At 71.8% G+C, this 19,918-nt stretch carries 18 protein-coding genes; 9 read left to right on the forward strand and 9 right to left on the reverse strand.

Features of this window, described 5'->3' with window-relative positions:
* Entirely contained in the window at positions 1–972 is a 972-nt protein-coding gene (locus ACFO60_RS09950; protein WP_380839394.1) for a LuxR C-terminal-related transcriptional regulator, read from the reverse strand.
* A 438-nt stretch (positions 973–1,410) separates the two neighbouring features.
* On the opposite strand from ACFO60_RS09950, the gene ACFO60_RS09955 reads away from it, so the two are divergent.
* From ACFO60_RS09955 to ACFO60_RS09965, 3 genes are read left to right on the forward strand one after another with little or no spacing between them, the layout of a single operon-like run.
* Positions 1,411–1,794, forward strand: coding sequence for a hypothetical protein (locus ACFO60_RS09955; RefSeq protein WP_380839395.1), 384 nt, complete (start codon positions 1,411–1,413; stop codon positions 1,792–1,794).
* 5 nt (positions 1,795–1,799) lie between these two features.
* Complete coding sequence (locus ACFO60_RS09960) at positions 1,800–2,045, forward strand: hypothetical protein (RefSeq protein WP_380839396.1); 246 nt, start codon at positions 1,800–1,802, stop codon at positions 2,043–2,045.
* A gap of 24 nt (positions 2,046–2,069) precedes the next feature.
* Positions 2,070–3,944, forward strand: coding sequence for an AfsR/SARP family transcriptional regulator (locus tag ACFO60_RS09965; protein ID WP_380839399.1), 1,875 nt, complete (start codon positions 2,070–2,072; stop codon positions 3,942–3,944).
* Positions 3,945–4,072: 128 nt separating this feature from the next.
* Here ACFO60_RS09965 and ACFO60_RS09970 read toward each other — a convergent pair whose 3' ends face one another.
* Together ACFO60_RS09970 and sbnA are read right to left on the reverse strand one after the other, a co-directional pair.
* Entirely contained in the window at positions 4,073–4,294 is a 222-nt protein-coding gene (locus ACFO60_RS09970; protein WP_380839401.1) for an MbtH family protein, read from the reverse strand.
* 9 nt (positions 4,295–4,303) lie between these two features.
* A complete protein-coding gene (gene sbnA, locus ACFO60_RS09975; RefSeq protein WP_380839403.1) occupies positions 4,304–5,323 on the reverse strand; it encodes a 2,3-diaminopropionate biosynthesis protein SbnA in 1,020 nt (339 codons plus the stop codon).
* A 118-nt stretch (positions 5,324–5,441) separates the two neighbouring features.
* On the opposite strand from sbnA, the gene ACFO60_RS09980 reads away from it, so the two are divergent.
* Positions 5,442–6,182, forward strand: a complete 741-nt coding sequence (locus ACFO60_RS09980) for a thioesterase II family protein (protein ID WP_380839404.1) — start codon at positions 5,442–5,444, stop codon at positions 6,180–6,182.
* Between the two features lie 53 nt (positions 6,183–6,235).
* Here the strand turns inward: ACFO60_RS09980 and ACFO60_RS09985 are convergent, their stop codons facing one another.
* From ACFO60_RS09985 to ACFO60_RS10010, 6 genes are all read right to left on the reverse strand, one after another.
* A complete protein-coding gene (locus tag ACFO60_RS09985; RefSeq protein WP_380839405.1) occupies positions 6,236–6,772 on the reverse strand; it encodes a flavin reductase family protein in 537 nt (178 codons plus the stop codon).
* Positions 6,773–6,776: 4 nt separating this feature from the next.
* On the reverse strand, positions 6,777–8,024 hold the full coding sequence (locus tag ACFO60_RS09990; protein ID WP_380839406.1) for a cation:proton antiporter: 1,248 nt from the start codon (positions 8,022–8,024) through the stop codon (positions 6,777–6,779).
* An 8-nt stretch (positions 8,025–8,032) separates the two neighbouring features.
* Positions 8,033–9,586, reverse strand: a complete 1,554-nt coding sequence (locus ACFO60_RS09995) for a tryptophan halogenase family protein (protein ID WP_380839407.1) — start codon at positions 9,584–9,586, stop codon at positions 8,033–8,035.
* Positions 9,587–9,664: 78 nt separating this feature from the next.
* Positions 9,665–10,447 carry an ABC transporter permease gene (locus ACFO60_RS10000; RefSeq protein ID WP_380839408.1) on the reverse strand — a complete coding sequence of 261 codons (783 nt, stop codon included), beginning with the start codon at positions 10,445–10,447 and terminating at the stop codon, positions 9,665–9,667.
* 154 nt (positions 10,448–10,601) lie between these two features.
* The gene (locus ACFO60_RS10005; RefSeq protein WP_380839410.1) at positions 10,602–11,552 is read right to left on the reverse strand and encodes an ATP-binding cassette domain-containing protein; all 951 of its coding nucleotides are present in this window, start codon (positions 11,550–11,552) and stop codon (positions 10,602–10,604) included.
* Positions 11,549–14,749: a non-ribosomal peptide synthetase gene (locus ACFO60_RS10010; protein ID WP_380839413.1), complete on the reverse strand. Its 3,201-nt coding sequence runs from the start codon at positions 14,747–14,749 to the stop codon at positions 11,549–11,551. Before ACFO60_RS10010 ends, ACFO60_RS10005 begins: the two co-directional genes overlap by 4 nt.
* 266 nt (positions 14,750–15,015) lie before the next feature.
* Between ACFO60_RS10010 and ACFO60_RS10015 the strand changes: the two genes are divergently transcribed.
* Genes ACFO60_RS10015 through ACFO60_RS10035 form a run of 5 tightly spaced genes read left to right on the forward strand, consistent with a single transcriptional unit; the run spans position 15,016 to position 19,907 of the window.
* A complete protein-coding gene (locus ACFO60_RS10015; protein WP_380839414.1) occupies positions 15,016–16,497 on the forward strand; it encodes an argininosuccinate lyase in 1,482 nt (493 codons plus the stop codon).
* On the forward strand, positions 16,494–17,387 hold the full coding sequence (locus ACFO60_RS10020; RefSeq protein ID WP_380839415.1) for a GHMP family kinase ATP-binding protein: 894 nt from the start codon (positions 16,494–16,496) through the stop codon (positions 17,385–17,387). Before ACFO60_RS10015 ends, ACFO60_RS10020 begins: the two co-directional genes overlap by 4 nt.
* Entirely contained in the window at positions 17,369–18,418 is a 1,050-nt protein-coding gene (locus ACFO60_RS10025; protein WP_380839417.1) for a PLP-dependent cysteine synthase family protein, read from the forward strand. The genes ACFO60_RS10020 and ACFO60_RS10025 overlap by 19 nt, the downstream gene beginning before the upstream one ends.
* Complete coding sequence (locus ACFO60_RS10030) at positions 18,394–19,617, forward strand: ATP-grasp domain-containing protein (RefSeq protein WP_380839420.1); 1,224 nt, start codon at positions 18,394–18,396, stop codon at positions 19,615–19,617. The genes ACFO60_RS10025 and ACFO60_RS10030 overlap by 25 nt, the downstream gene beginning before the upstream one ends.
* Positions 19,614–19,907 (forward strand): Dabb family protein, encoded by a 294-nt coding sequence (locus ACFO60_RS10035; RefSeq protein WP_380839422.1) that lies wholly within the window; start codon positions 19,614–19,616, stop codon positions 19,905–19,907. Before ACFO60_RS10030 ends, ACFO60_RS10035 begins: the two co-directional genes overlap by 4 nt.
* Positions 19,908–19,918: the final 11 nt, after the last annotated feature.

The raw sequence follows: 19,918 nt of genomic DNA on the forward strand, positions 1-19,918 counted from the left end.
TCAGACCCAGCCCCGCCGGCTGGCCTCGGTGCCGGCCTGGAAGCGGCTGACCGCGTTCAGGCGTTCGGTCAGCGCGTTCATCATGCGCTGGACGCTCCGCAGCGAGATGGCGAGGCTCCGCGCGGCCGACTCGTCGGTGTGGCCGTCGGCGAGGAGCCGGAGGAGGTTGTGCTCCTGAGGGGTGAGGCCGTGCTCGTTGCGGGCGGGCGGCTCTGTGATCGGGGTTCCGGAGCTCCAGACCTGGTCGAACAGGGCGTACAGGCCGGTGACGACGCCGCGACTGTGCAGTTCGAGGGCGCCGAGGGTGGGGTCGATGGGGTCCAGGGGCACGAGCGCGATCGAGCGGTCCACGATGACCAGCCGCAAGGGCAGGCTCGGGACCGTGCGGCACTGCTCGCCCAGGGCGACCATGGAACGGGCGTGGGAGAGGGTGATGGGGTCGTTGCGGATGCTGTCCAGATAGACGGTGCGGATCTTCACCCCGCGGCTGAGCGCGATCTGGTTGAGCGGCTTCTCCGACTCGATGGTCGAGGGGTTCTGCGCGCCGCCCGGGCTCAGCGAGACGCATTCGACCTTGGCGCTGTGGGACAGCTCGGCGAGCCGGTCGCGCACGGTATCGAGCCCGTTGAGCCGGCGGCCCTCGTCGTGCTGCTCCTGCTCGGCGTAGGCGGCCGCGATGGACGCGATGGAGGCGCGGGCCCCCTCCAGCTGCTGCTGACGGGTGCCGAGCTCGGCCTCGACGCGCGCGAGCAGCGCCGTCAGCCCGGCCTGCGGGCGCACCGCCCTGACCGTGCCGTCGTCGATGGTGGAGCGGACCAGCGCCAGGTCGATGAGAGTGTCGAGCGCCTCCCGGACGTCGTCCTTCGTCAGGCTCAGATGAGCGGCGATGTCGGCCACGCCGAAGTCGGGATGGTCCAACATGGTGCGGTAGATCGCCTCGTCGCGTGCGGACAGCCCCAGCGCGCTCAGCACCGTTACCTCCCTGCGCAGTGAAACCGGCGCCTCCTGCGCCTTTCCGACCACTGTCGCCCGGGGAGATGGGTGGCGATTAATTCAAAATTAAATTGAAAGGCCGGATCGCGTAGGGTGACTACCGTTGACGGCTGGTGACGCTGGAGATGGCGTTGACAATCGATGTCATTCACCCTGCAGATCTACTTTCATCCCCCCGTTCGCCCGTAATATAGATCATGGGACCTTTTCCATGCAAGGTCGCCCGAAATGCATGGCCAATTGAAGTCCGCCGGTCACTCTCCGAAGGCGACTTTTTGGACGTGCCCTCCGCGGGCGCCGGAGGCCCTGACCGCGCGCGTCGCGGGCTCCGTCGTCGTCGGCGGCCGCGGGCGTCGCGGGCCCGCCGGCGGCCGCTGGCGGAAGGCCGCCAGGCGGCCTCGCGCCAACCTGGAACCGATGACATCGCGTCCGCCGCGCCGCATTGTTGAGGAGAGCCGCCCGGGAAAGCAGGGCATGCGCGGGGCGGATGTCGAGGGATTTCAGGCGAAGGAGAGTGCAACAATCATGTCCACCATCACGAAGATCGTCCGTAGGCGCATGGCAGCGATGACATTTATTGCGTTCGTTCTTGCCGGAGCCGCCATAATCTGCATCCATCCCGGCATACCGTGGGCCCCTGACGGAGGCTTCGGCTGGGGCTTCGTCGCGGCCGGCGGCGAGACGGTCAAGGCCGGTCCTGAGGAGGGCGGCTTCGGCTGGGGCGACAGCCCGATGGTCGGCGGCGAGTACGGGGACACCAGCGCGGGTGCCGCGCCGCCCGTCAACCTGACGGCCCTCTGATGCGGATGTCCGCCCTGCGGATCGCGCCACTGGTGTCCTGTGACGCCGAGGCGTGGCGGGAACGGGTGCTGGGCAATTCCAGGGCCGGGGACGGCCTCGAGCACGTCCAGGTCCGCGCCGGGCCGCAGGGCCTCGACATTTTCGCCTTCTACCGGGTGGCCTCGACACAGGAGGCCGACATCCGGCTCAGACGGCTGGTCGAGACCACGCTCGTGAACACACCCGAGTTCCAGTTCTGGAGAATCGTTTAATTCCTGCACTTCGAAGGTGGTCTCGTGAGTGAGCCGTCGGAAACCGCTCCTTCATCGCTGGGGTTCCGCTATCTGGGTCCGCTGGAGGTACAGGCCGGCGGCCGCCGCCTGCGGATCGGCAGCCCTCGCCAGCGCGTCGTGCTGGCCATGCTCCTCCTGTCGTCCGACTGCGTGGTCTCCGTCGACGGCCTCGTCGACGCCATCTGGGGCGGCTCCCCGCCCGCGACGGGCCGCACGCAGGTCGCCATCTGCATCGCCGCCCTGCGCAAGCTTTTCGCCGCCGCCGGCTACCACGACGTCATCACCACCGTCTCTCCGGGCTACAAGCTGGTGTCGGACGGCTGCCGCATCGACGGCGAGCAGTTCTCGCGGCTGGTGGACGAGGGGCAGGCCGCCCTGCAACAGGGACGCACGACCGAGGCCAGCGCGAAGCTGGACGAGGCGCTGAAACTGTGGGGAGGCCCGGCGCTCGCCGGGGTCCCGAGCGCTGTCGTCGAGGGGAAGGCGATCAGGCTGGAGGAGACCCGCCTGGCCGTCTACGAGGAGTCCCTGGCGCTCAAACTGGAACTACGGCAGCACACCGACCTCGTCCCCGAGCTCGCCGCCCTAGTCAGGGAGCATCCGCTCAGGGAGCGCGCGCGTGCGCTGCTGATGCTGGCGCAATATCGGGGAGGCCGGCGCAGCGAGGCGCTGGAGATCTTCAACGACGGCCGCCGGCGCCTCGTCGACGACCTCGGGCTCGAACCGGGGCCGATCCTGCGCGACATGCAGGCGGCGATCTACCGGGACGATCCCAAGCTCGCCTCGGTGCGCAAACCGGTCCCTTCGGTATGGACCAGGGTCGTGCCCGCGCAGCTCCCGCCCTCGGCGCCGCTGTTCACGGGCAGGCAGGCGGAGCTGACGGCCCTCGACGCGCTGCTCGGCCAGCGCGCCCGGGGCGGCCCGGTCCCGGTGGGCGTGCTCACCGGGCAGGTGGGGGTCGGCAAGACGGCGCTGGCCGTGCACTGGGCGCACGGCGCCGCCGATCACTTCCCCGACGGCCAGCTCTTCGCCGACCTGCGCGGCTGGGATCCCGATCAGCCGGCATCGGAGGCCGCGGCGGTGCTCAGCGGGTTCCTGCACGCCCTCGGCGTGCCGCACGCCGAGATCCCGGCACGGCTGGAGGAGCGGACGTCGCTGTACAACAGCCTGGTCGACGGCCGCAAAGTGCTCATCGTGATCGACAACGTGCGCGACGCCGCCCAGGCGCGCCCGCTACTGCCGGGCAGCGGCACCTGCTGCGTGCTGCTGACCGGGCGCACGCTGCCCGACTCGCACGGCAGCGTGCGGCTGCACCTCAGGCCGTTCAGGACCGCGGAGTCCTCCGCGCTGCTGCGCGGCATCATCGGCGAGGAGCGGGCCCGTGAGGATCCGGACTCGCTGGAACGGCTGGGCGAGCTCTGCGACGGGATGCCGCTGGCCCTGTGGAGCGCGGCGCTCCGGCTCGCGGCCAGGACCCACTGGAGCCTGAAGGACCTGCTGTCACGCCTTGAGGACCCCGACCGGCGGCTGACCGAGATCAGCCACGGCATCTGGGACGTCCGGGCGCGCATAGGAGCGAGCTACCGCGACCTGTCGCCGCGGGCGGCGCTCGCGCTGCGGCGCCTCGGGCTGCTCGGCATCCGCGACGTCACGCCGTGGATGACGGCCACCCTGCTGGACTGCGGGCCCGCCGAGGCCGAGGACCTGATGGAACACCTCCACGAGACCGGCTTCCTCGAGGTGGCCGCGCGAGAGCAGGACGGGCGCCGCCGCTACCGGCTGCCGAGCCTGTTCGCGCAGTACGCCCGCGAGAGGAGCAGGTCCGAGGCGCCGGCGGACGCCGCAGACAGCATGGCCGTCCGCGCCCAGTACGCCTGAGCCGCGGGCTCCGACCGGCCGGGCGACCGAGCCGGATAGGCGTCCTGAAGGCCTGGCAGGTCACGGACTCGTGCGAAGGAGGAGGGCCGGGCGCGGTCACCGCGCCCGGCCCTCCTCCTTTCATCCCGTCAGGCGTTCGCGTCCTCCATGAGGCGGATCAGGCTGTTCGGCCGCATGTCGGTCCAGTTGGCCTCGATGTAGTCCAGGCACGCCTGCCTGCCGTCCTCGCCGAACACGTTGTTCCAGCCGGCGGGGATCTCGATGAAGGACGGCCACAGCGAGTGCTGGCCCTCGTCGTTGACCAGGACGAAGTACGTGCCGTCGTTGTTCTCGAAGGGGTTGGTGGCCATGTCGTCTCCTCAGGTGCTGGGTGTGGGCGGGGCCTGGACGTCATGAGCGATCTCGCGGAGGTCCCAGCAGGGCGGCCCCCACTCCTCGCCGTCGTAGTGGTCGTGCAGCCAGGTCTCCGAGTAGATCGAGTCCAGGTAGCGTTCCCCCAGGTCGGGGGCTATGGTCAGGGCGGTCGTCTCCGCGCCGCGCCGGTTGGCGGACAGCCATCGCAGGGCGCCGCTGACGACGGTGCCCGTCGATCCGCCGAACAGGAACCCGTTGCTGGCCATGCGGTGGCAGGCCTGGATCGTGTCGGCCTCGCTGACGTGCACGACGTCGTCGACGTAGGACTCGTCGAGCAGGGGAGGGCGCAGGCTGGTGCCCACCCCCGGGATCATCCGCGGGGTCGCGGGGCCGCCGAACGTCACCGAGCCGATGGCGTCGACCGCGACGATGGTCACCTCGGGGGAGTGCTCGCGGAAGTACCGCGCGCACCCCATGAGGGTCCCGGTGGTCCCGGCGCCGACGAACAGCACGTCGAGGTCGGGGAACGCCGCGGCGATGGCCGGCGCCGTCCGCCGGTAGTGGGCCGTCCAGTTGCTGGGGTTGGCGTACTGGTTGAGCCATACGTAACGGTCGTCCTCGGCGCAGAGGCTCTGGACGTAGTCGATGCGGGCGCCGAGGAGGCCTTTCACGGGGTCGGGTGTGGTGATCACGTGCACCCGCGTGCCGTACAGCTCCATCATGCTTCGCACGGCGGGGTTGCAGCGGGCATCGGTAACGCACACGAACCCGTAACCCCTGCTGGCCGCGATGATGCTGAGGGCCAGGCCGAGGTTACCCGAGGAGGACTCCACCAGCGTCGACCCCGGAAGGAGCCGCCCGCTGCGCTCGGCCGCCATCACCATCTCGGCGGCCGCCTTCATCTTGATGGAACCGCCGAAATTGAACCCTTCGTACTTGAGATACAGGCGTTGCCCGAACGTGGGCCGCAGATCGACGTAGACGTCCTCTGCGTTGTACTGGAGTGGATCGCTGATCACCGGCACGATAAAAGGCTATACGGCGCCGATTTCTTGTGGTTATCAAAGCCTTTTCACCGGGCGGCGGAAACCCGTTGCCCGCTGCTATCATTTCGATGGGAAAAAATGACCTGAGGAGGGCGCGATGGCCATGACCAGTCAGCGGTGGATTTCCTGGCGTCACCAGAATCCGGCGGCCGGGGTCCGTCTTTACTGCCTGCCCTACGCCGGCGGCGGCACCCGCATGTTCGACTCCTTCGCCGCCGCGCTGGGCCCGGGCGTCGAGGTCTGCCCCGTCCTGCTGCCCGGCCGGGAGGACCGCATCGCCGAGGATCCCGTGCCACGGCTGGACGATCTCCTCCCGATGCTCATCGACGGCCTCACACCCACGATGACCAAGCCTTTCGCGCTCTACGGGCACAGCATGGGCGGGCTCGTCGCCTACGAGCTGGCGCGGCGGCTGTGCGAGAAGGGCAACGACGTCCCGCTGCGCCTCTACCTGTCGGGGTGCGGGCCCGCGCCCACTCCCGCGGGGCGGCGCCACCACCTGCTGCCCGACGACGAGTTCATCGAGCAACTGCGCCGGATGAACGGAACGCCGCCGGAGTTCTTCGAGGACCGCGACCTGGTCGATCTGCTTCTCCCCACCATTCGCGCCGATTTCGAGCTGTCGGAGACCTCCGCCGCGGCCGAGGGGTCGCTGCTGCCCGTTCCGGTCACCGCGTTCGCCGGCGAGCAGGACACCAGCGCGCCACCGGCCGACGTGCGCGAATGGAGCGCGCACAGCGGCGCCGGATTCGATTTCCATATCTATCGGGGCGACCATTTCTTCGTGCACGACTGCCCCGAGATGCTCGCCGTGATCAAGGAGGGCCTTTCCACCTGACGAGCGTGTGAAAAGGGCCGGGGTCGCTCGACCCCGGCCCTTCTCACGCCCGGTCACAGATCGTCGGCCCACCTGCTGTACTGCCGCAGCCCGTACAGCAGCGGGACGGTCTCGGCCAGGCTGTAGATCCGGAACGGCTCGCCGAACACGATGCGCTGGCGGCCGACCAGCACGCTGTCGCTGACCCTGCAGTCGGCCACGGAGTGCGCGTCGTCGAGCAGGTGCGGCCCGCCGTACCCGGGGCGGGTCTCCCACCGCACCGCGTCGAAGCGGTCCGGCGCGCCCGAACCGAACAGCTCCGCGGTCCGCCTCGCCTTTTGGTGCAGCAGGTTGACCGAGAAGACGCGGGTCTCCAGCAGCGCCCTCAGGGTCGGGCTCTCGGCGCGGATCCCGACGATCAGCGTCGGCGGCTCGGTGGTCGCGCTGCACAGCGCCGAGCAGGTCATGCCCCACGGGTCGCCGTGGAGGTCGGTCGCCGTGATGACGGCGACGCCGCTGGGGAAGCCGGACATGAAGCTGCGGAAGGAGTCGGGGTTGCCTTCCGCGGGACGGTCGGTGCCGTCGCGGATGGCCCTGGGCGCCATGGTCATGTGATCACCGCTCGGCTAGTCGGATGGAGGGGGACATGGCCGTGCCGGTGGCCGAGCGCGCGTACCGGTCGGTGGCCAGCAGCAGCGGGCCGCTGAGCCCCGTGGTGACCAGCGCCATGACCAGCAGCGCGAGGTACATCGCGGGGGACAGGATCCCGGCGGTGAACCCCGCCTGCAGGACCACGATCTCGGTCAGGCCGCGGGTGTTCATCAGCGTCGCCAGGCGCATGCTGGAGGCGCGGGACCGGCCGCCCGCCCTCGCGCCGGCGTAGGCGCCGCCGAGCTTGGCCACGATGGCCAGCGCGGTGGCGATCGCGGTGGCCTCCCAGGAGAAGATCCTGTCGGGGCCGGCCACCACGACGGTGCCGGTGACCACGAACGTGACCGGCAGCAGCGCCCGGCCGAGGCGGCCCAGCGTCTCGGCCGCCTCCGTCCACGGGCCGTGCCCGGCCGCGCCCGGCCTGCCGGGCAGGGCGAGCCCGATGATCACCGCGCCGTACACCTCGGTCAGCCCGAGCCACTTGGTCGTGAGGGCCGCGCCGGTGGCGGCCGCCGCGATGAGCACCAGCAGCACGCCGCGGTGCCGGTCGGCGAGGGCCGCCACCTTCGCGGTGGCCGCCAGGCGGCGCAGCAGCAGAGCCACCGCGCCGCCGGCCAGGACCACCAGGACGGTGACGAACCCGCCGCCGCCCGTCGTGAAGCCGATCGTGACCCCGAGCAGCACGCCGGTGACCGCGTCGATGCCCGCCGCGCTCATCAGGGCGAGCCGTCCGTCTTCTGTGTGCTGGAGGCCGCGGTCGCGCAGGATGCCGGCCAGGACCGGCACGGCGGTGACGGTCAGCGCGATCGACAGCATCAGCACCAGCGCCGGCGTGGGCGCCCCGCCGCGCAGCAGCGGGTCGCCGTCCGCGAGCACCCACACCGCGAACAGGGCCCCCGCGGCGAGCGGGACCACGGTCGCGCCCGCCGAGAGCCACGCCACCTGCCGCAGGGAGTGCCCGCCGAAGGACTCGCGCATGTGGTGGGCCGCCCCGACCAGGAACATGGCCAGTCCGAGCTGCCCGGCGAACCGGAGGATCTCGAAGGCGGCCGAGCCGGTGAGGTCCCGGCCGAGCAGGGAGGCCGCCAGCATGCCCAGCCCGAGGCACAGGGCGATCTCGATCACGACCTCCGGCTGGCTCAGCCGCCGTGCGGCCCAGCCGCCGCAGACCACGATCAGCGCGATCGCGGGGAGGAGCAGCAACACGTACATCTTCTCTCCTAGCGGTGCAGCTGGGCGAGGTACTCGTACTGGCTGGGCAGTCGCTTGACCAGGTCGCGCGCCTCGTCCTTGAGCATCTGGAACTCCTTGTCGGCGGCGACGCCGTCCATCAGGGCCAGCGCGGGCGTCGGCTTCATCGGCACGCCGCCCATGCCGAGGAGGATCGACAGGTAGGAGTAGGACTCGAAGCCGTGGTACCGCGGGAAGATGGTGTCGGCCGCCGGGGGCTTCGAGCGCCACTGGTCGAAGCGCTCCTGCAGCCCGTCGGGCGTCGTGCGGGTCTTCGCGTCGCGCCAGTACGCGTTGTCGTCGCGGGCCGCCGCCTTGTAGTGCAGGACGAGGAACTCGCGCACGCCGTCGATGGCGTCGGCCATGCTCCTGTTGTAGGAGTCGGTCAGCGCGGGGTCGAAGCCCTGGGCGGGGAAGTGCTTCACCAGCTGCTCGATGCCGTGCTGGATGAAGAAGATGCCGGTCGACTCCAGCGGCTCGACGAACCCGCAGGCCAGGCCGATGGCCACGCAGTTGCCCGACCACGCGTTGCGGGTGCGGCCGACGCGCATGCGGATGTGGTTGGCCTCCATCTCGTCGGACTCGGGGCCGACGAACTCCCGCAGGGTGCGCTCGGCCTCCTCCGGCGAGCAGTAGTCGCTCGCGTAGACGTATCCGGTGCCGATCCTGCCGAACAGCGGGATGGTCCAGATCCAGCCCGCGTCCTGCGCGGTCGCCGTGGTGCACGGCCGCAGGCCCCTCTCCTCCATGTCCACCGGCACCCGCAGCGCCACCGCGCTGTCGTTGGGCAGGGTGTCCTGGAAGGAGATGAAGGGCTCCTCCATCGTCTTGTTGATCAGCAGGCCGCGGAAGCCGGTGCAGTCGATGAACAGGTCGCCGGCGACGTCGCCGTGCTCGGCCGTGCGCACGCTGCTGATCCAGCCGCGCTCGTCGCGCACCACGTCCACGACGTCGTCGAGGATCTGCGTGGCGCCGCGCTCCTTGGCGTAGCCGGTCAGGAACTTGGCGAGCATGGCGGCGTCGAAGTGGTAGGCGTAGGGGAACTGGGTGCCCTGGTCGAGCAGCGTGGTGCGGGGCGTGCCGGCGGGTTCCCTGCCCTCCACGTAGTCCTGCTCGAAGAGCCGGCCGTCGAGGTACCTGGGCGAGCGCTGGGCGTCGCAGATCGACGCCATCAGGAACACGTCCTGGTCGAAGCGGTCGCTGGGCTTCTTGTGCAGCCACCAGTCGGTCATCGGGAAACCGTCGACGATCCTCAGCCGCTCGAAGGGGTGGTAGAAGTAGTGCCCCTTCTCGCGCCAGTTCTCGAACCTGATGCCGAGCTTGTAGCTGGCGTTGCAGTGCGGCATCCAGTCCTGCTCGCGCAGCCCCAGATACTCGAAGAAGTGCCGGACGGTGCTGAAGGTGGCCTCGCCCACGCCGATGGTGGCGATCCTCTTGGACTCGACCACGGTGACCGAGACGCGGTCGCCGAACGCCGAGCTCAGGTAGGAGGCCGTCATCCAGCCCGCGGTTCCGCCTCCGACGATGACAACGTTCTTGAGCATGGTGAAGCCTTCCGTTCGCGTTGCTGGTGGTGCCGCGCCTCGCAGACCGGCCGCGGCGGGAGTGTCGTGCCGTGCCTTCTAGGACTGGCCGCGGCGGGAGTACTGCATGACAGAGATCGGGACGAAGACGACGAGGATCGCGGCGATCCAGGCGAGCGCGCCGGCGATCGAGGGGAGGGCGGGCGTGCCGTCCAGCAGGCCGCGGGAGGCGTTGACGACGAGGGTCACCGGGTTCACGTCGGCGAAGACCCGCAGCCACGCGGGCATGCCCTCGGTGGGCACCAGCGCCGAGCTGCCGAACTGGAAGGGCAGCACCCACAGGGAGGTGAGGGTCGAGACGGTGGTGATGCTGCGCACGGAGACGCCGATGCAGACGGCTATCCAGGACAGGGCGACGCCGAACGCCAGCAGCAGCGCCACGGCTCCGGCGGCTCCGGCCGCCCCGCCGTGGACGCGGAACCCGATGAGGGTCGAGCAGGCGAGGATGACCACCAGGCTCAGCAGCATGCGCAGGGCGTCCGCGGCGACCCTGCCCGACAGCAGGGCCGAGCGGGCGACGGGCAGGGTGCGGAACCGGTCGACGACCCCGGAGCCGAAGTCCACGGCCATGCCGACGCCGGTGTTCCGCGAGACGATCATGAGGTTGATGGCCATGATGCCCGGGACGAAGAACTGCGCGTAGTCCGCCGTGCCCCCGGCGATGGCGCCGCCGAAGACCGACACGAAGATGACCGAGATCAGGACGGGGGTCAGGGTCGCGTCGAGGATCAGGCCAGGGTCGTTCCTGAACTGGGCGACGTTGCGCCTGGTCATCACCGCGGCGTGCCGGAAGGCGTCCACCATGGTCAGGGCCTGGCTCATCGGTCCACCTCCTCGGGTGGCGGGCGGGACGGGTCGGGGTTCACGGGTCCTCCTCGGGAGGCGGTGCGGCCGCAAGGTCATGATCGCTCTTCGGGATGGGGACCGGCCCGGGTACCGGTCTCGTCCCGCAGGAGGGGAAGCGGCGGGACGCGGGTCACGGGTCCTCCTGGTCGCCGGGAACGCTGGTCAGGGCCAGGAACGCCTCGTCGAGGCTCGGCGTCCGGGTCTCGAACCCGGTGACCACGATGTCGCCGCCGGCCAGGGCCTTCAGCGCGGCCGTCAGGTCGCCGTCCCTGGTGAGCGGCATGCGCAGCACGCCGTCCTCGCCGTCGCCCGCCGGGGCGAGGCCCGCGGCGCGCAGGGCGGTCCGCGCCGCCTCCAGGTCGGCGGTGGCGGCCGTGCGCACGTGCAGCATCTGCCCGCCGATGCGCGAGCGCAGCTCCTTCGGGGTGCCGGCCGCGACGACCCGGCCGCGGTCGACGACGACCACGTCGCCGGCGAGGGCCTCGGCCTCCTCCATGTGCTGCGTGGTCAGCAGCAGGGTCATGCCGTCGTCGGTCAGGCCGCGGATGAGGTCCCACAGCTCCTTGCGGCTGTGCGGGTCGAGCCCCGTCGACGGCTCGTCGAGGTAGAGGATGCCCGGCCTGCCGATGAGGCTGGCGGCCAGGTCGAGGCGGCGGCGCTGGCCGCCGGAGTACCCCCCGGCCGCGCGACCGGCCACCGCGCCGAGCCCGAACAGCTCCAGCAGCTCCGCGGAGCGCGCCCGCGCCGCGCGGGGGCGCAGCCCGAGCAGCCGGGCCACCACGTAGAGGTTCTCGCGGCCGGAGACGCCCTTGTCGACGGTGGCGTACTGGCCGACGACCGCGATGGCCTGCCGGACCATGTGCGGCTCGCGCACGACGTCGTGGCCGCCGACGAGGGCCCTGCCGGAGTCGGGACGCTCCAGCGTGGACAGGATGCGGACGATGGTCGTCTTCCCCGCGCCGTTGGGGCCGAGCAGGCCGAGCACCGTGCCCGCCCGTACCTCCAGGTCGACGCCGCGCAGCGCGTGGACCTTGCCGAACCGTTTGGTCAGCCCCTCGACGCGGATGTCGCCGCCGTTCACGGGGAGGGCGCCAGACGCACCGGGTCGCCCATGGCGACGAGCACCTCGCGCGGCCCCTGATAGGGCTCGCGGCTGTGCGCCATCCGGAGGTTGTCGACGATCATCAAATCCCCCTTGCGCCACGGTTCGCGCAGCGTGCACGTCTCGTAGACCTTGTTGATCAGATCCACCTCGGCGGCGCCGATCGGTTCGCCGTCGCCGTAGAAGGTGTTGAAGGGCAGGCCCTGCGGGCCGTAGACCTCAAGGAGGTACTCCCTGACCTCGGAGGCCATGGTCCAGGCGTTGAGGAAGGCGACCTGGTTGAACCAGGACCGCCGCCCGGTGAGCGGGTGGGTGAGCACGGCGGCCCTGCGCCGGCGGGTGGACAGCGTGCCGTCCTGGCCCCACTGGAAGTCGATGGCGTTGTCCCGGCAGTACTCCTCGACCGCGGCGCGGTCGCCGGTGCCGAAGGCGGCCTGCCAGGGCAGCCCGACGTCCTCGCCGTAGTTGCGGGCGAGCAGCCAGCCCTGCCGCTCGAACCGCTCGACCAGCTCGCGGTCCAGCCTGGCGAGGACCTCTCCGCCGTCGGCGAGCGCGGTGACGCCTCCGGAGGCGGGAGCGGTCAGGCAGCCGAACAGCAGCAGCCGGGGCACGGTCAGGGCGTGGCTCAGCTCGTGGTGCATGCACATCGGCTGGTCGGGCGGCCACTCCGCCGAGGAGTACAGGCCGTGGCCGTGGTCGGCGCGCGGGGCGAACCCCTCCCGCTCGACGACCGGCTCGGCGATGAGCTCGGCCGCGAGCCGGCGCATGCCGGGCAGGTCGTTCAGGTCCAGGCCGCGCAGCAGCACGGCGCCGTGCTCGGCGACCGTCGCGTACAGCTCGTCGCGGTGGTCGCGGAGCCAGTCCGCGCCCGCGCCGGGGGGAACGCCGAGGATCGGCGGCTTGTCGGGGTGGTGCGCCGGAGTCGGCATCTGATGACTGCCTCCATCGATGTAGGCGGCGAAGTCCGCGAGCACGGGGTGGCCGGCCAGTTCGCGCACGGTCGTCACCCGGCCGAGCCTGGCCAGGAACCTGATCGCCGACAGCGAGGTGCCGCCGAGCGCGAAGAAGTCGTCGCCGCGGCCCACGCGGCCGGCGGGGAGGGCCAGGGCCTGTTCCCACAGCGCCGCCACGCGCCGTTCGGCGGGGGTGCGCGGAGGCTCCGCCGCGGCCGGCCCTCGCGCCTCCTGCGCGATGGCGGCCAGCCGCTTCTTGTCGACCTTGCCGTTGCCGGTCAGCGGCAGCGCGTCCAGCCGGTGGAAGCGCTCCGGCAGCATGTACACGGGCAGGGCCCGCGCGAGCGGCCCGCGCAGGTCCTCCTCGGGGATGTCGGCGGCGGCGGTGTAGAACGCCACCAGCTGCCGGCCGCCGCCGCTCTCGGCGACCAGGACGGCGCCGTCGCGCACGCCGGGGACCCGCAGCAGCCGCCCCTCCACCTCGCCCAGCTCGACGCGGTGGCCGCGGATCTTCACCTGGGCGTCCCTGCGGCCGAGGAAGGCCAGCTTGCCGTCCGGCCGCCAGTACCCGAAGTCGCCCGAGCGGTAAAGCCGCAGCCCCGGCCGGTGCGGGTCGGCGGTGAAGGCCAGGCGCGTGCGCTCGGCGTCGCCGATGTACTCCCTGGCCACGCACGGCCCCGAGAAGACGATCTCACCGGGGGAGCCGAGCGGGGCCGGCCACAGGTTCTCGTCCAGGACGTAGACGCGGGCGCCGGGGATGGGCGCCCCCAGCGGGACCCCCTCTCCGTCCGGCGGGCGCCGGAGCAGCTCGTGGTTGGTGTCGTCGTGCGTCTCGGTGAGCCCGTAGGCGTTGAGCACGCCGACGCCGGGGAAGCGGGCGAACCAGCGGACCAGCAGCTCCTTCTTCACCGCCTCGCCCGTGACCGAGACGAAGCGCAGATCGGGAAGGGGCCGGGGCTCGTCGTCGAGGTGGGCGAGCACGGCCTCCAGGTAGGAGGGGACGAGCTGGGCCACGTTGACGCGCCGCTCGGCGAGCGTCGTGACGAAGCGGCGGACGTCCAGGATGACGTCCTGCTCGACGATCAGGGTGGTGGCGCCCGCCATCGGGGCGGCCAGCAGTTGCCACAGCGAGATGTCGAAGCACTGGGGGGCCGTCTGCGCGACCACGTCCCCCGGCCCGATCAGCAGGTCCTCGATCTTGGCGTACAGGTGGTTGAGCATGCCGGCGTGCTCGCACACCGCCCCCTTGGGCAGGCCGGTGGAGCCGGAGGTGAAGTAGATGTAGGCCGCCTGACCGGCGGCGACGGGGACGCCCGGGTCGTCCTCGCGTGCGACGCCGGCGACGGCGTCCGCGTAGGTGATCACCTGACCGGCGCCGTCGACCGGGCCGGCGCCGAGGACGAACCGGCACGAGCCGCGCTCCAGCATGGCGGCGACGCGGTCGGCCGGGAAGCGCGGGTCGACGGGCAGGTAGACGCCGCCGGCCTTCATGACGGCGATGACGGCGGCCATCCAGTCCAGGTCGCGCTCGGCCGCCACGGCGACGACGTCCTCGGCGGCGAGGCCCCGGCCGAGCAGTCCCCACGCGATGCGGTTGGCGCGGGCGTTCAGCTCGGCGTAGGTCAGGCGTTCGCCGCCGCGCTCCGCGGCCACCTCGCCGGGACGCTCGCGCACCCGCTCCTCGAACAGCTCGTGGAAGCGCCGGTCGGGCAGGACGCGAGGCGGGCCGGCCAGGACGTCGAGCTGGTGGCGCGCCTCTTCGGGCGACAGCAGGCTCCGCTCCGTGTGGGAGGCCCCCGGGTCGCCCGCGGCCGCCGCGAGGGCCGTCCGGTAGTAGCCGGCGATCCTGGCCGCGTACTCGTCGTCCACCACGTCCGTGCGGTGGCGCAGCAGCAGCCGCCCGCCGGAGGGGTCCACCTCGGCCCGCAGGACCACCTCGCCGAGTTCGCCGCCGGGGTCGCCGCCGCCGAGGTCCAGGACCGTCTCGAACCACTGCGCCGCCGGGCCGAGCTCCTCGCGCAGGGCCGCCACGGGGTAGCCGGCGTGGCGCAGCAGCTCCTCCTCGGCGCGGCGCGCGGCGTCGACCAGCTCGCTCCACGAGCCGTCGCCGACGACGATGCGGCAGGGCAGCGCCTCGGCCATTCCCGGCGCGCGGTAGCCGGTGGACACCGTCGTCTCGCCGGCGAGACTCGACAGCACCTTGGCGTGCGCGGCGAGCAGCACGGCCGACGCGGGGGAAGCGGGTGCCAGGGGGAAACTGCGCGAGGCTTCGCCTGCGGATCCTCGTGACCAGCGCGGCAGGCGTGTGCCGCCTCCCGCTGCGAGTGTTTCGCGCCAGTATTCTTGGTTTCCCCTGTCGGGCACCGTGCCCACCTCCATATTCTGTTCCTGCGACGCAGACTATGGACGGCGTTTATCCGGCACATATCATCTGCTTTTCATAGACGGGTGAAAACGAGCCGATAAGTCGCCGCCCTAACGTTCGCAGCATGGCTATGGTGACCGGCCGAATTGGCGGCGCTCCCGCGAACCTCCTGCACGAGGAGGTGCTGGAGCCGCAGTTCTCCTATGAAGTGCGGCATCTCCTGCCGCACTACCTCCACATTGAGAAGGTCCTGCTGCTGGAATACCGGCGGATGGGAATTCTGGCTCCGGAGGAGGTCGCGGGAATCGCGAGCGCCCTGCACGCGATGACACCCGCGGACCTCGCCGCCGACCCCGAGGAGAATCTGTCCGACATCTCCTTCGGCATCGAGCGCCTGGTGGCCGGACGGCTTCCCGCGCCGGTGCCGCGATGGCACGTCGACCGCAGCAGGAACGACGGGCAGGCGTGCGCGCAGCTGATGTTCGGCCGCGAGCGGGCCCTGCGGATCGCCGAAGGACTGCTCGGCTGCGTGGACGCCGCGCACCGGCTGGCCGCCCGGCACGCCGAGGCCCCGATGCCCGGTTACACCCACCTGCAGGCGGCCCAGGTGATCACTCCGGGTTTCTACGTCAGCGCGCTGTCCGACCATCTGCTGCACACGCTGCGCCGGCTGCTCGCGACCTACGACCACGCCGACCGCTCTCCCCTCGGGGCGGGCGCCATGGCCGGCCAGGAGCTGCCGTGGGACAGGACGGCGATGGCCGGGCACCTCGGCTTCGCCGGGCCGCGCACGCACGCGCTCGCCGCCGTCGCCTCCCGGGCGTGGATGCTGGAGCTGGCGGCCGAGGCGGCGACCTTCGCCACCGGCCTGAACAGGTTCGTGACGGACCTGATGACCTGGGCCGGCAGCCACTACGGGCTGGTCGAGCTGCCCGACGAGCTGGCGGGGATCTCCTCGGCGATGCCGCAGAAGAAGAACTACCCGCTGCTTGAGCGCATCCGCGGCCGGACGGCGCACCTGTTGTCCTGGTACGTCGACGTGGCCGCCGCCCAGCGCGGCACGCCGTTCAGCAACACCGTCGAGGTCGGCAAGGAAGGGGGCGCGCAGCTCGCCTCGGCGACCGACACCTTCTCCTCGATCCTCGCCCTGCTCACGCTCGTGCTCGACAACGTCGCCTTCCCCGCCGCGCGAGGACGCGACCTGTGCGCCGGTGAGCACCTCGGCGGCTTCTCGCTGGCCAACCGGCTCACCCTGGACGCCGGCGTGCCGTGGCGGACGGCGCAGGTCATCGCGGGCCGGTACATCGTCGCCATGATCGCCGCCGGGGCCGCGGCCGACCCGGAGGAGCTGATGAGCATCTGCGCCGCCCACGGCCACCCGGTGACCGACGCGGCCGGCCTGCTGGCCGGGACGCTCGAACCCGACGGCGCTCTGCGGCTCAAGCGCTCGCAGGGGTCGGCGCACCCGGACGAGGTCCGCTCGATGCTGGCCGGCCAGGGCGAGGAACTGGCCGTCCTCGCGAGGGAGTGGTCGGCGCGCCGCCGGCGCGTCGAGGCGGCGGCGGCCTCGGTCGACGGGCTCCTCGGCCTCGCGAGCCGGTCGTGATCGGCTCAGGAGTGGCCTACGGGACCTTCGGCGAGCTGCTGCAGGGCCAGCTCGCCGGCGACGGCCTCGACTTCCTGGTCACGCTGCCCATCCCGAGGTCCAGCCGCGCGACCTTCCGCCTGGACCCGAAGACCGCCCAGGTGACCGTGGCGCCCGGCCACAAGAGCAAGTCGCTGAGGGTCGCGAGGGCCCTGCTGGCCGCGCACGGCGTGCGGGCCGGAGGCGTGCTGACCGTGCGGAGCGACCTGCCGGAGGGCAAGGGCTTCAGCAGCTCCTCCGCCGACCTGGTGGCGACGGCCCGCGCGGTGGGCGAGGCCATCGGGGCCGTGCCGGACGCCGCGGAGATCGAGGCGCTGCTGCGGCCCATCGAACCCACCGACGGGGTCATGTACGACGGCGCCGTCGCCTTCCTGCACCGCGAGGTCCGCCTGCTGACCCGGCTCGGGCACCTGCCCCCGCTGACGATCGTCAGCGTGGACGAGGGCGGGAGCGTCGACACCATCGCCTTCAACCGGCGGCCCAAGCCCTTCTCCGACGCCGACAGGAAAGAGTACGCGCGGCTGCTCGACATGCTCGTCGTGGCCGTCGCCGCGGGAGACGCGGCCGACATCGGCTACGTCGCCACCCAGAGCGCCGTGCTCAACCAGCGGCTCAACCCCAAGAGCACGATGCGGTCGATGCGCCAGATCTGCGACGAGGTCGGCGGGCTCGGCGTCGCGGTGGCGCACAGCGGCACCGCCATCGGACTGCTGCTCGACGTCGCCGACCCGCGCTACCGCGACCGGCTCGGCCGCGCCGAGAGGGCGTGCGCGCGGCTGGCGGGACACGCGCACGTCGACCATTCGCTCACCGCCGAAGCAGAGGAGGTCCGGTGCTTCACAACAACGTGATCGACGCGATCGGGCACACCCCGCTGGTCTCCCTCGACCTTGGGGGCGCCGCGGTCTACGCCAAGCTGGAACTGCAGAACCTGTTCGCGATGAAGGACAGGGTCGCCCGGCAGATCATCCTCGCCGCGCGCGAGTCGGGCGAGCTGGCCCCGGGCGCGGCCATCGTCGAGAGCTCCTCGGGGACGATGGCGCTGGGCGTCGCCCTGGTCGGCACCGCGCTCGGCCACCCGGTGCACATCGTGACCGACCCGAGGATCGACCCGATCACCCTGGCCAAGCTCCGCTTCCTGGGCTGCTCGGTGCACATCGTCGACAAGATGACCGCGCACGGCTGGCAGGGAGCCCGCCTGGAACGGCTGGAGCTGCTGCGCGCCGAGCTGCCCGGGTCGTTCTGGCCCCGGCAGTACAGCAACCCCGAGAACCCGCGGGCGTACGCCACCCTCGCCGCCGAGCTGCTGGCCGACCTCGGGCACATCGACGTGCTCGTCGGCGCGGTCGGCAGCGGCGGCTCGCTGTGCGGCACCGCGCGTGCCCTGCGCGAGAAGCTGCCCGACCTGTGGACGGTGGGCGTCGACTGCGTCGGAAGCGTGATCTTCGGCCAGCCGGACCTGCCGGGACGGCTGCAGAGCGGCCTCGGCAACAGCCTCGTCCCCGCCAACGTGGACCACGCGGTGATCGACGAGGTGCACTGGCTCAACGACCGCGAGGCCTTCCAGGCGACCGCCGACCTCGCCGCCGAACAGCAGATCTTCGGCGGCAACACCGCCGGCTCGGTGTACGGCGTGATGCGTCACCTCGCCAGGAGGGAGAGCCCCGGCACCACGATCGTCGGCATCATGCCCGACCGCGGCGACCGCTACTGCGCCACGGTGTACGACGAGGGCCACTGGCTGGAGAAGGACCTGCACAGCATGCCCGTGGCGACGGCGCCGGTCGAGGTCGACGCCTCCCAGACCGTGTCGACCTGGTCGAACTGCTTCCCGGGACAAAGACGCCGGGAGGTGCGATGCGAGGCCGTCTTGCCTGCGTAGAGGCCAACACCACCGGCACCGGCATGATCGCGCTGCGGACCGCGGGCGCCCTCGGCCTGGCCCCGCTGTTCCTGACCGGCAAGCCCGAGCGTTACCGGGGCCTGACCGAGTCGGGCGCGCAGGTGGTGCGGTGCGACACCAACGACCCCGGCTCGCTGCTGGACGCCGTCGCCCCGTACGCGGCGGACCTGTGCGGCGTGACCACGACCAGCGACTTCTACGTCGCCACCGTCGCCGAGCTGGCCGCCCATCTCGGGCTGCCCGGCAACCCGCCCGAGGCCGTGCGCGTGTGCCGCGACAAGGGCCGCACCCGGCACGCGCTGGCCAAGGCCGGGCTGCGGCAGCCGCGCTTCGCGGTGGTCCACGACCGGAGCGAGACCGCGGAGGCGGTCGCGCGGGTGGGACTCCCGTGCGTGGTCAAGCCGGTCAGCGGCTCGGGCTCTGAGAACGTGCGGCTGTGCGCCTCGCCGGCCCAGGCGCTGGCGCAGGTGGCGCGGGTGCTGTCGGTGCGGGTCAACGTCCGGGGCCAGCGGTGCGAGCCGGCGGCGCTGGTGGAGGAGTACCTGGAAGGCCCGGAGTTCAGCGTCGAGATGGTGCACACGGACGGCGAGGCCGGGTGCGTCGGGATCGTCGCCAAGTCGCTCACCGGGCATCCGTACTTCGTCGAGTCCGGGCACGTCTACCCCGCGCCCGTCACCCCCGCCGACGCCGAGGCGATGGAGGACGCCGTCCGCCTCGCGCTCGCCGCGGTCGGCGTCCAGCACGGCCCCACCCACACCGAGGTCAGGCTCCTGCCCGACGGCGTGGCCATCGTGGAGATCAACCCGCGCCTGGCCGGTGGCATGATCCCCGAGCTGATCTCCCTGGTGGACGGCCTGGACCTGCTCGAACAGCAGATCCGCGGCGCCATCGGCCTGCCCGTGTCGCTCGCGCGCAGGCGAGAGGGGCACGCGGGGATCCGCTTCCTGGTCGCCGACCGCCCCGGCGAGGTCCGCGCCGTGTCCGGCGTGGAACGGGCGGCGGCGCTGCCCGGCGTCGAGCGGGTCAGCGTCACGGCCGCGCCCGGCACGCGGGTGGGACCGCCGCGCAGCGCCTACGACCGGTTCGGCCACGTGATCGCGCGCGGCCGGACCGTCCCCGAGCTCATCGGACGACTGGACCGGGCCGCCGCGGCCCTGCGCGTGGAGGTGGGCGAATGATCCGGCACATCGTGCTCTTCAAGCTGAAGCCCGGACGCACCTGGGCGGACGAGCGCGTCACCGAGGCGGAGCGGATGGCGGCCGAGGTCGGCGCGCAGGTCGAGGACCTCCTTGAGTGGCGGGCCGGCCGGAACGTCTCCGAGCGCGCCATCGCCTACGACTTCGCCGTCATGGGCCTGGTCCGGGACGAGGCCGCGCTCGAGAGATATCTGCTCCACCCCTTCCACCAGAAGTCGGCGGCACGGTGGCGAGAGATCAGCGACTGGGTCATCGCCGACCTCGAAGAGTAGAAACCGAGGCT

This window comes from Sphaerisporangium dianthi (assembly GCF_042654065.1).
Lineage (GTDB): Bacteria > Actinomycetota > Actinomycetes > Streptosporangiales > Streptosporangiaceae > Sphaerisporangium > Sphaerisporangium dianthi.